The 10,059-nt window shown below is 72.6% G+C and carries 13 protein-coding genes; 9 read left to right on the top strand and 4 right to left on the bottom strand.

All coding sequences use genetic code 11. From position 1 onward, the window contains the following. The 3 genes from GUY59_RS21165 to GUY59_RS21155 form a co-directional block, all read left to right on the top strand. Positions 1-1,176 (top strand): alpha/beta hydrolase (locus GUY59_RS21165; RefSeq protein WP_161714640.1); only part of this gene is annotated, 1,176 nt, incomplete at its 5' end. Positions 1,177-1,542: 366 nt separating this feature from the next. Beyond that, entirely contained in the window at positions 1,543-2,364 is an 822-nt protein-coding gene (locus tag GUY59_RS21160) for a sensor histidine kinase (RefSeq protein ID WP_161714639.1), read from the top strand. Continuing rightward, entirely contained in the window at positions 2,361-3,029 is a 669-nt protein-coding gene (locus GUY59_RS21155; RefSeq protein WP_138201527.1) for a response regulator, read from the top strand. The genes GUY59_RS21160 and GUY59_RS21155 overlap by 4 nt, the downstream gene beginning before the upstream one ends. 116 nt (positions 3,030-3,145) lie before the next feature. Here the strand turns inward: GUY59_RS21155 and GUY59_RS21150 are convergent, their stop codons facing one another. Further along, positions 3,146-3,322, bottom strand: coding sequence for a hypothetical protein (locus GUY59_RS21150; protein WP_161714638.1), 177 nt, complete (start codon positions 3,320-3,322; stop codon positions 3,146-3,148). Between the two features lie 16 nt (positions 3,323-3,338). Continuing rightward, positions 3,339-4,526: an erythromycin esterase family protein gene (locus tag GUY59_RS21145; protein ID WP_138201526.1), complete on the bottom strand. Its 1,188-nt coding sequence runs from the start codon at positions 4,524-4,526 to the stop codon at positions 3,339-3,341. Between the two features lie 90 nt (positions 4,527-4,616). Here GUY59_RS21145 and GUY59_RS21140 point away from each other — a divergent pair, with 90 nt between their 5' ends. The 6 genes from GUY59_RS21140 (at position 4,617) to GUY59_RS21115 (ending at position 9,604) form a co-directional block, all read left to right on the top strand. Beyond that, positions 4,617-5,300, top strand: a complete 684-nt coding sequence (locus GUY59_RS21140) for a TioE family transcriptional regulator (RefSeq protein WP_138201525.1) — start codon at positions 4,617-4,619, stop codon at positions 5,298-5,300. Positions 5,301-5,331: 31 nt separating this feature from the next. After that, positions 5,332-5,946, top strand: a complete 615-nt coding sequence (locus GUY59_RS21135; RefSeq protein WP_138201524.1) for a class I SAM-dependent methyltransferase — start codon at positions 5,332-5,334, stop codon at positions 5,944-5,946. A gap of 127 nt (positions 5,947-6,073) precedes the next feature. Then, positions 6,074-6,796 carry a VOC family protein gene (locus GUY59_RS21130; RefSeq protein ID WP_138201523.1) on the top strand — a complete coding sequence of 241 codons (723 nt, stop codon included), beginning with the start codon at positions 6,074-6,076 and terminating at the stop codon, positions 6,794-6,796. A gap of 89 nt (positions 6,797-6,885) precedes the next feature. Next, positions 6,886-7,728, top strand: a complete 843-nt coding sequence (locus GUY59_RS21125; protein WP_138201522.1) for a helix-turn-helix transcriptional regulator — start codon at positions 6,886-6,888, stop codon at positions 7,726-7,728. Positions 7,729-7,748: 20 nt separating this feature from the next. Further along, positions 7,749-8,663 carry a hypothetical protein gene (locus tag GUY59_RS21120; protein ID WP_138201521.1) on the top strand — a complete coding sequence of 305 codons (915 nt, stop codon included), beginning with the start codon at positions 7,749-7,751 and terminating at the stop codon, positions 8,661-8,663. Positions 8,664-8,734: 71 nt separating this feature from the next. After that, positions 8,735-9,604, top strand: a complete 870-nt coding sequence (locus GUY59_RS21115; RefSeq protein ID WP_171055406.1) for an alpha/beta fold hydrolase — start codon at positions 8,735-8,737, stop codon at positions 9,602-9,604. Here the strand turns inward: GUY59_RS21115 and GUY59_RS47585 are convergent. Both GUY59_RS47585 and GUY59_RS47580 read right to left on the bottom strand, forming a co-directional pair. Next, positions 9,588-9,752 (bottom strand): hypothetical protein, encoded by a 165-nt coding sequence (locus GUY59_RS47585; RefSeq protein WP_201761139.1) that lies wholly within the window; start codon positions 9,750-9,752, stop codon positions 9,588-9,590. The genes GUY59_RS21115 and GUY59_RS47585 overlap by 17 nt on opposite strands. Continuing rightward, entirely contained in the window at positions 9,727-10,002 is a 276-nt protein-coding gene (locus GUY59_RS47580; RefSeq protein WP_201761138.1) for a hypothetical protein, read from the bottom strand. The genes GUY59_RS47585 and GUY59_RS47580 overlap by 26 nt, the downstream gene beginning before the upstream one ends. Between the last annotated feature and the right edge of the window lie 57 nt (positions 10,003-10,059).

Genomic DNA, 10,059 nt, shown 5'->3' with positions numbered 1-10,059 from the left:
GTCCTCACCGAGGCTCCGGACGGCGTCTTCGACCTGGTCATCTGCGCGGAGACGCTCTACTACGCGGGCCGCGGCCGGCGGCTGCGCCTGGTCCTGTCGCGGCTGCGCTCGTTCATGGCCCCGGGCGCGGTCCTGGTCCTGGTGCACGAATGGCCGGAGGCGCGCCGCCTCTACCGCCACCTCGACGCCGACCCGTCGCTGCGCAAGGTGGGCGAGCACCCGTACGACGACCCGGCGCGCCCGTACGCCGTCACCGTGTACGAACATGTGGGGACCGCCGCCCGCGCGCCAGCTCCTGCAGGCGGGCGAGCACGGAGCCGGAAGCCGTCGGCGTGTGGCCCCGGGGCGCGGCTCGCGCGGACGGTGGCGTTGTCGGCCGCGCTCGCCGCCGGAACGGCCGCCGCCTGCCGGCCGGTGGCGGCCGAGCTGCCCCTGCCCGCGGCCTTCACCGCCCAGGCGCTGCAGGACACCTACGACCGGTACGCCTGGCAGGGCCGCCGGTTCCTGGCGTTGAGCCGCGAGGGCGACGGCCAGGCGATCGAGGTCGTGGGAGATCTGGCCCGCGCGCGCAGGGTCATCGTCTACGTGCCGGGCTCGGGGCAGAGCCTGGCCGCGTTCGACGACTCCCCGGAGAGTCCCGGGCGAGCGGCCCACGCGCTCCACGACGAGGCCGCGACCCTGGGTCCGGGGACCGCGGTGATCGGCTGGCTGGGTTACGACACACCGAGCCTCGCCCACCCGGAGATCGTCACCGTCTGGCCTGCCGACAGGGGCGCCGGACGGCTGCGGCCCCTCATCGACCGGCTGCCGCGGCACCTGCGGATCAGCCTCGTCTGCCACAGCTACGGCTCGGTGGTGTGCGCCCGCGCCGTCGCGGGGGGTTCGCCGGTGCGCGACCTCATCGTCGTCGGCAGCCCGGGCCTGGGCGTCGGGAAGGCGTCGGACCTACGTACGCCGGCGCGGATCTGGGCGATGCTCGGCCGCAACGACGACGTCCTGCGCGCCGGCCTGCTCATCGGGCCGTTCGGGTTCGGCGCCGACCCCGTACAAGCGGGGTTCGGCGCGCGAGTCGTCGACGGCGGCGACACCCGCCACCACGGCTACCTGCGGCCCGGCAGCCGCACCCTGACGGAGATCACCCACATCGCGGTGAGGGGGACCCGGCGGGCGGCGTGACCGGGCCCGCCAGAACGCCGTCGCCCGCGCACCCCGGTCCGTGGACGGGGCATGATGGATGCGCGGCGGGCGGCGGCCGCGGGGGTGCGGTGAAGGAATGATCGTCAAGGCTTGGATGAGCCGTCCCTGGGCGGGCGACGCCGCGACCGCCGCTGTGGTGCTGGCGGCGGAACTGCTCGGTTATCCCTATGCGGGGGTGGGCCCCAAGGTGGTGCTGATCGCGGTGGGGGCCGCGGGGCTCATGGTGGTGCGGCGGCGTTACCCCTTCGTCGTGGCCGGGCTCGTCGGCGTCCTCTACGTGGTGGGCGTCCAGCCGCCCACGTACGACGCGCCGGTCAGCGCCATGCTCATCGCCCCCTGTACGCGGTGGGCCGGCACAGCTCGCCGCCGGTTTCGATCGTCACGGCGGCGCTGGCCGTGGCCGGCGGCCTGGTCGTCCTCCACCCGACGTTCGCGCTCGCCCCGCTGGCGACGGCCCTGCCCCTCGCGCTCGCCCCGGCGTCCGCGGTGGCGGCCGGGTACGCCGTGCGTCTGCGCGCGGAGCTGTCCCAGCGGCGCGCCCAGCAGATCGCCGAGAACGCGGTACGCGAGGAACGCCGGCGCATCGCCCGCGAACTGCACGACGTGATCGCCCACCACGTCAGCGTGGTCGGCCTCTACATGGGCGTGGCCAGGCGGACGATCCCTGCCGACCCCGACCGCGCCCGCTCGGCCTTGCGCACGGGCGAGGAGACCGCGCGCCAGGCGATGACGGAGATGCGCCGCCTGCTGGACGTGCTGCGTACCGACGGCGAGCCGATCGAGAACCAGGCGGGCGTCGGGGTGGCGCGGCTGCCAGAGCTGGTCGAGGCGTCGGGCAACGCGACGCTGGAGGTGCAGGGCCAGGCCGTCGGCCTGCCGACGACCGTCGACCACGCGCTCTACCGCATCGCCCAGGAGGCGCTCACCAACTCGCGCAAGCACGCGGCGGGGGCCCGGTCACGGGTGCGGCTGGCGTACCTGCCCGAACTGGTCGAGCTGGAGATCAACGATGAGGGGCGGTCGCGGTCCGGCGCCGTGAGGCCCGGGTTCGGGCTGGCGGGGATGGCCGAGCGGGTGTCATTGTGCGGCGGCGAGATCCGTGCCGGGCCCTCGCCTGGGGGAGGCTTCACCGTACACGCCCGCATCCCGCTGCCGGAGACGATGTGATCAGAGTACTGCTCGTGGACGACCACGCGGTGGTCCGCGTCGGGCTGCGCCTGCTGCTCGACACCACGCCCGACCTGACCACGGTGGGGGAGGCGGCCGGCGGGCACGACGCGGTACGCCTCAGCCACGACCTGCGTCCCGACGTCGTACTGATGGACCTGCACCTGCCGGACCTCGACGGGGTGGCCGCCACCGAGCGGATCGTGTGCGAGCTGCCGGAGGTCAGGGTGCTGGCGTTGAGCACGTTCGACCTGGAGGAGCACGTGGTCGCGGCGCTGCGGGCAGGGGCGTCCGGCTTCCTGCCCAAGGACGTGTCGCCGGAGGAACTGATCGAGGGCATCAGGATCGTGCACCGGGGCGAGGCGACGGTGGCGCCCCGGCTGCTGCTCGGCCTCATCGGCACGTTCGTGCGCCCGGCCCGCCCGCGTACGGCCGTGACGCCTGCCGAGTTGTCCGTGCTGAGCGCGCGCGAGGTGCAGGTGCTGGAACTGATCGCGCGGGGCCTGTCGAACGCGCAGATCGCCGAGGAGGTGAAGCTGTCGATGTCGACGGTGAAGAACCGGGTGAGCGACCTGTTCGCCAAGCTCGGCGTGCGCGACCGGGCCCAGGCGGTGATCGTCGCGTACGAGGCCGGGCTGGTCACGCCACGCGGCGGGCGTCCATAGGCCGGGCGGGTCACCGATGCGAGGCGTCCCCTGCCCGCCGCAAGCGCGGCGTCCCGGCGTACGACGCGGCAACGCCGGCCCTACCGGCGCATGTCACGCGCCTCCAGGAGCCGCCCTCAGGCGGGCCTTTCGCCGAGTATGTGGGCGAGGCGGAAGGAGCTGTTGTCGGCCTTGTACTCGAACACCCCGATCGGTGCCCTGGCTGGATCGCCCCTGTCGGTGAAGTCGATCGGATGATGGCACACGAATGCGGCCCTGTTCCTGATCGTCTGGCTGAGCCAACCAACGATCATCCTTTGCTGAGCCTGGTCAGGCGTCTGCGTTGGGCGCGCGGCCGGGCCAATCCAGTTGTACGGCCTGCTTGACGAAGACGATTGCGTCGATCGTGTCGAGCTGGTCCTGGGCGAGCGGGAAATAGGCGAAATCACGGGAATCGCGCTGGGCGGCCCCTTTGACGGCCTCGGTCAGGCGGCGGGCGTCGATGAGGGCGTGCTCCCACGGGAGCGTGGACAGGACTCCCTCGACTGTGCCGGGGTGCGGAACGTCGTCGCCGACCACGCCGAAGGCCGAGGCCAGGAAGGCGTACCGGTCGCCCAGCCGGGTCGCCGTGATCGCGCCCGCGCTCCACCACTCCAGCACCTGGTCGCCGAACGACATGAAGCTCTTGTCGCGCCGCAGGTGGAGGTTGCTGGCGAAGACCAGGGCGGGGCCGTGCTCGGCGACGGCGCCCAGGTTGGCCGCCATCATCGCGTCCCGCAGGGCCGACAGGCGGGTCCACCGCGCCGGGGACGCGTCGGCCAGCCAGTGGTGGTAGCGGAGCAGGCCGGTGGCGGTGCGCCCGTACAGTTCCGCCCGCTCCCGCTCCTTCGCGCTCAGCCGCGGCGCCTGCGTGTCGAGCAGCGCCACCAGCTCGTCGGCGATCAGCCGCAGCCGCTGGGCGTCGGCCGACCGGCCGATCGACTGGGACGGATCCATGGCCGTGGCCTCGTTCGACCACCGCTCGTCCGGGCCGAGCAGCGCGTCGAGCGTCTCCCTGGTGCACGGCAACGGGCCGTCGAGGAGGGCGTGGAGGGCGGTGAGCGGCTCACGCGGGCTGGCCGCCCAGTATTCCAGCGGGCCGTCGAACCCGAAGAACCTGACCTTCGCCTCATGCTCCTCGTTGTACGCCCGCATCCAGCGTACGAGCTCGCGGTTGGCCGGGAACACGCCGAAGTCGTGGCTGAAGCCGCGCTCCATGACGTCGTCGAGCGTGCCCGCACCCGTCGTGACGTAGTCGTCGACCAGGAGGCCGCCGAGGCAGTCGCTCTCGATGGCGAACGACCGGTAGCCCTCGTGCTCGACCAGATGCCGGAAGATCTCGTTGCGCACCTCGCCCAGCTCACCCACGAAGTGCCTGGCCTCGCCCAGGCCGAGGAGCAGAGGTTGGGCGGGAAGCGACCGGAGGAAGGCCGAGATACCCGCGCCGTCGACGGGCCGGGCGATGTCCTTGATGTCCATACGTTCAACGGTATCGTTGAACTTTCGGTGTAGACTTTCCCCGAAACACTCCAGCTACAGCTCGGTGGAGCTTCAATCGGTGGTGCATTCATGAGGCCGGTGGACCTGGCGCGCGAGCACGGCCTGTCCACCCAGGCGGTCAGAAACTACGAGGACGCCGGCATCCTGCCCGCCGCCGAGCGCACCGTCCACGGCTACCGCACCTATGCGCCGCTGCACGCCCACGCCCTGCGCGCGTTCGTCGCCCTCGTGCCGGGCCACGGCCACCCGACGGCCACGTCGATCATGCAGGCGGTCAACCGGGGCGCCGTCGACGACGCGCTGCGGCTCATCGACGACAGCCACGGCCAGCTCCTCGACGACCGCCGCACCCTCCAGGCTGTCGAGGCGGCGCTGCGCGACCTGGCGCCCGTGCCGCAGGAGCGCGGCGACACGTTCATCGGTCCCCTGGCCAGTAGGCTCGGCATCCGCCCCGCAACCCTGCGCAAATGGGAGAACGCCGGGCTGGTCCGGCCGCGCCGCGATCCGCGGACCGGCTACCGGGTCTACAGCGCGGCCGACGTACGGGACGCCCGGCTGGCCCACCAGCTGCGCCGGGGCGGCTACCTGCTGGAGCAGATCGCCCCACTGATCGCTCAGGTGCGCTCGGCCGGAGGCGTCGCCCCGCTGGAGTCGACCCTGCGCGAATGGCAGGCCCGGTTGTCCGCCCGGGGCCGGGCCATGCTGCAGGGCGCCGCCGAGCTGGACGCCTACCTCCGGGCCCGCGAACGCTGAGGCCGGCGGCGCTGAGACCTATGATGATCCGATGCGTCAGGCCGACCTGAAGCCCTACTGGAACACCAACGTCGCCCGGCACCCCGGCATCCTCCAGGCCGTCCCCGAGGGATGCGGCGATGCGCTGGACGTGGGCTGCGGCGACGGACTGCTCGTGCGGAAGCTGAGCGAGCGGGCGAAGCGTGTCACCGGCATCGACAACTCGCCGCCGATGATCGCCCGCGCCCGTGAACTCGCCGCCGGCCACCAGGAAGTCACCTTCGTCGAAGGTGACTTCCTCACCGCCGGCCTCCCCGCCGAGGGCTACGATTTCATCTGCTCGGTAACTGCGATCCACCACATGGACTTCGAGGCGGCCCTGACCCGCATGCGCCGGATGTTGCGCCCCGGCGGCACGCTCGTGGTGGTCGGCCTGGCCCGCGAGACGACCCCGTCGGAGTGGGCAGTGAAGATCGCGGCCGCCCCCGTCGTGCGGATCGCCAAAGTACTGCGTCGCGCGCACGGCCCGGAGGGCATGCCGGTCGCCGACCCGCAGATGGGCTACGGGCAGGTGCGGGCCGCGGCGAGGCGACTGCTGCCCGGCGTGCGCTACCGCCGGCACGTGCTCCGCCGATATTCGCTGACCTGGGCAAAACCCGGCCGCTAGCGGCGGCTGTACGGCACCGGCACCCGGACCTGAAATACGGTCGCATCGCCCGTCCCGGGTGGGTTAACGTTGCTGCCGTCACACGCCGGGCGACCCGCCCCGCGGGTCGGAAGACGGGAGACCGCTGATGGTCGCTCAACTCGTCGCGCTCTGCATCGATGCGGGCGACCCGCCCGGGCTCGCGCGGTTCTGGGCCGGGGTGCTGGGCCGGGAGATGGCCGGTGACCCGCGCGACGGCATCGTGCTCCTGCCGGACGAAGACACCGGGTTCCGCATCCGCTGCCTGCCGTCGCAGGAGAAGAAGACCGGCCAGAACCAGATCCACTTCGACCTGACGAGCACGTCCCCGGACCACCAGCGCGAGACGGTGGACAGGGTGCTCGCGCTGGGCGGGCGCCACATCGACATCGGGCAGCGCCCCGAGGAGGGTCACGTGGTGCTCGCCGACCCCGAAGGCAACGAGTTGTGCGTGATCGAGCCGGGCAACCGGTTCCTCGCCGACTGCGGATTCATCGGCGCGCTGTCGTGCGACGGCACGCGGGAGGTCGGCTGCTTCTGGAGCCAGGCGCTGGGTTGGCCGCTGGTCTGGGACCAGGATGAGGAGACGGCGATCCGCTCGCCGCACGGCGGCCCCAAGATCACGTGGGGCGGCCCTCCGGTGGCGCCGAAGACCGGCAGGAACAGGCTGCACTTCGACCTCGCCCCGCCCGCCCACGGGGACCAGCAGGCGGAGGTCGACCGTCTGACCAGCCTCGGAGCGACGCGCATCGGCGCCGGCCCGTGCGAGGCGGGCGGGGTGGCGATGGCCGATCCCGACGGCAACGAGTTCTGCGTGCTGACGCCCCGGTAGGTTCGCCGCGGACGGCGGCGGGAGAGACGTCCTTATCCGGGGACGGGCCGTCCCTGGCTCTGCCACGTCGTCCGCGGCATGGTGAAGGGGTGGACAGAACCGACCTGGCCGATTTCGTGCGACGTTGCCGTACCCGGCTCACCCCTGCCGACGTCGGTCTGGCGCAGGGCACGCGGCGCCGCACCCCGGGGCTGCGCCGCGAGGAGGTGGCGCAGCTGGCGGGCATGTCCACCGACCACTACACGCGGCTGGAGCAGGCGAGAGGTTCGCGCCCGTCCCGCCAGATGCTCGCCGCCGTCGCCCGCGCGCTGCGGCTGACCGGCGACGAGCGGGACCACCTGTTCCACCTGGCCGGCGAGGATCCACCGCGCGGGGACCGGCCGGCCACCGAACACGTCCGCCCCGGCCTGCTCCTCGTCCTCGACCGGCTGGTCGACACCCCCGCCCAGGTGCTGAGCGACCGCGGCGACATCCTCGCCCAGAACGCGATGGCCAAGGCACTGTACGGTGACGCGTCCGTCCTTCCGCAGGCGGACCGCAACGTCGCCTGGCGCTACTTCACCGACCCCGCCGCGCGGGCGCTCTTCCCCGCCGGGGACCACGACCGCACCGCCCGCGCGGCGGTCGGCGACCTGCGCGCCACCCTCGCCCGCCGCCCGGACGACGCGCGGCTGGCCCGGCTCGTACGCCGGCTGCGCGCCCGCAGCGAGGAGTTCTCGCAGCTGTGGGACGCCCACCAGGTCTCCGTACGCCGCAACGACGTCAAACGGTTCGTGCACCCGGTCGTCGGCCTGCTGGAACTGGAGTGCGAGGTGCTGGCCAACCCGGAGCACGACCAGCGCCTGATCATCTACACCGCCCGGCCGGGCAGCGACTCGTACGAACGGCTGGAACTGCTGCGGGTCGTCGGACTGCAGGACCTGACCCGGTGAACATGACATGATCACCGATCATGAGATGGCACACGATACCGGCGCTCGTCCTCGGACTGACCGTCATGCCCGCCCCCGCACACGCCACCGCGGTCGACGTGGTGGGGGCCGTGAAACGACTCCAGAGCCAGCGGGCCGCAATGAAGATCCACCAGAGGGCCAAGGCAGGATGGCCACAGGATCCGCGGGCGGAGGCGTTACCCACCGAACACTGCAATCGACGGGCCGACGCGCCCGTGGTGACCGGCCTGGCCAGGCTCGGCCCCGGCGGCGTGGTGGCCGCCGACGTCAGGCGTAGCGCGAGCATCCGCACGTGCCCGCTGCGCTTCCTGAAGCAGGACGCGGCGAAAGGCGACCGGCGTGCCGCCGACCAGGTCAAGATCGCCTCGGCGGTGCACCGCGTACGCGCGGCCGGCGGCCGCCTCTACGTCTCCGGACCCGCGTACGGCGGTTCCGGATGGCGCGAACGCGGCACGGCGCCCGCCGGATCGGCACTCTACGGCGATCAGATCATCAACGCCTTCGACGTCGGCACCCTGACCTTCCTCCTCGGCACGGCGACCGTCGACCGGGCCGGCGGAGCCGTCCACGACGCCGACGACCGCCAGATCAGGAAGACCTGGTCCTACCGTGGCACGACCACCTTCGCCGCGCTGTTCCGCGCTTCCAAACCGTTCCGCCACATGCTCGGCGGCCGGCTCGACCCGCGCGTCGGCGAGATCTCCTTCATGTGGGGGATCAGCACCGACCGCACGGGCAGGCCGATCACGGTGCAGACCGTCTGGCGGACGGGCTCCGGGCACCGGCTCGAGGGAGCCTCCGTCTCCACCCGGTACAGCTGGGGCGTGAAGGCCGCCATCTCCGCTCCCGCCGCCACCGGAACCGGGCGGGACCCCTACGGCGACGACCTGGTCGACGCCTACCGCACGCGATGAGGGCGGCGGTACGGCATAACCGCCCGGTCTGAGGGGATGGCGCCCAGGAGGCGACGTGACAGGAGGCGGTCGTGGACTGGACGCTGGACGAGGCATTCGAGACGCCTGACGGGGCCGTGCGCTGGGCGGTCATGGGTCGCGGCGACCCGGTGGTGCTCGTGCACGGCACCCCGTACTCCTCCTTCTTGTGGCGGGATGTCGCACCGGCGCTCGCCCTGACCCGCAGGGTCTTCGTCTTCGACCATCTCGGGTTCGGGCGGTCGGACCGCCACGAAGGCCAGGACCTCAGCCTGGTGGCACATGCCAGGACCTTCAGGCGGCTGCTGGACCACTGGGACCTGTCGCGCCCCAGCGTGGTCGCCCACGACATCGGCGGGGCGGTCGCGCTGCGGGCGCTGCTGCTGGAAGGAGCGGACTACGGTGACCTCACCCTCTTCGACGCGGTGAGCGGCGGCCAGTGGGAAAGAGGGCTTTTCCAGCTCATCCTCCAGCAGACGGAGGTCTTCCGGCAGCTGCCCGGCTACGCCCACGAGGCGCTGGTGGCCGCGCACCTGCGCCACGCCACCCATGCCGGCTTGCGGCCAGGAGTGCTCGACGCCTTCCTGGAGCCGTGGCGGGGCGCTGAGGGGCAGGCCGCGTTCTACCGCCAGTACAGCCAGATCAGGCAGGCGGACACGGCCGGGTACGAGCAGCTGCTGGGCGGCATCTCGGTGCCGGTGCGCCTCCTGTGGGGCCGTGAGGACCGTATCCTTCCCCCGGAGCACGCCCGCTGGCTGCACGAGAAGATCCCGCACGCCGAGCTCCACTGGATCGAGGGAGCCGGCCATCTCCTCCAGGAGGACGCGCCGGCCCGCCTGACGGCCCATCTCACCGAGGCGTTCGCGTCGTCCGCACGCCCCGCGAGCCGACCGCGCGGGGGCCGGGCTACCCCGAGGTCATGAGGTCGTCGCGGACGACGGACAGGGCGACCTCCCGGTGCGCGTCGTGTTCGGCGAGGCGCGCCACGAGAGACTTCCGCACGTCGTGGTAGGTGTCGGAGCCGAGCGGCAGCCGCGGAGGCGTCTCACCGCCGTCCACCAGGTCGATCACCTGCGCGGATGATCTTCTCCGGGTCGTTGTCCAGGCGGAAGGTGCCGTCCGCGAGGGCTCGCCTGGTGTCACCCGCCGGTGTCCGGTCGTACTCGGGCATGAGCGGCGGCTCGTGCGCGAGGGGCCGGGCACCGAGACCGAACGCCTCGACATCCTGCGCCGGCACGAGGCCAGAGTGCAGCAGCAGGTGGCCGACCTGCAGGAGGCGCTCGGCGTGATCCAGCAGAAGGTCGCCCTGTACGCCGGCCATCTCGCTGCCGGTACCGCCGCACCCTGTGGCGCGACGGCCCTGACTGCACCCCGCCCC

Source organism: Nonomuraea sp. K271, from assembly GCF_009908215.1.
GTDB lineage: Bacteria > Actinomycetota > Actinomycetes > Streptosporangiales > Streptosporangiaceae > Nonomuraea > Nonomuraea longispora.
The sequence above is the reverse complement of the archived record's forward strand: the minus strand, read 5'-3'. Positions and strand labels throughout refer to the sequence as shown.

Excerpts from the sequence above, each read along its gene's own strand:
- GUY59_RS21150 (WP_161714638.1), bottom strand. The coding sequence starts at position 3,322 with ATGATCGTTGGTTGGCTCAGCCAGACGATCAGGAACAGGGCCGCATTC.
- GUY59_RS21145 (WP_138201526.1), bottom strand. The coding sequence starts at position 4,526 with ATGGACATCAAGGACATCGCCCGGCCCGTCGACGGCGCGGGTATCTCG.
- GUY59_RS21140 (WP_138201525.1), top strand. The coding sequence starts at position 4,617 with ATGAGGCCGGTGGACCTGGCGCGCGAGCACGGCCTGTCCACCCAGGCG.
- GUY59_RS21135 (WP_138201524.1), top strand. The coding sequence starts at position 5,332 with ATGCGTCAGGCCGACCTGAAGCCCTACTGGAACACCAACGTCGCCCGG.
- GUY59_RS21130 (WP_138201523.1), top strand. The coding sequence starts at position 6,074 with ATGGTCGCTCAACTCGTCGCGCTCTGCATCGATGCGGGCGACCCGCCC.
- GUY59_RS21120 (WP_138201521.1), top strand. The coding sequence starts at position 7,749 with ATGAGATGGCACACGATACCGGCGCTCGTCCTCGGACTGACCGTCATG.
- GUY59_RS47580 (WP_201761138.1), bottom strand. The coding sequence starts at position 10,002 with ATGGCCGGCGTACAGGGCGACCTTCTGCTGGATCACGCCGAGCGCCTC.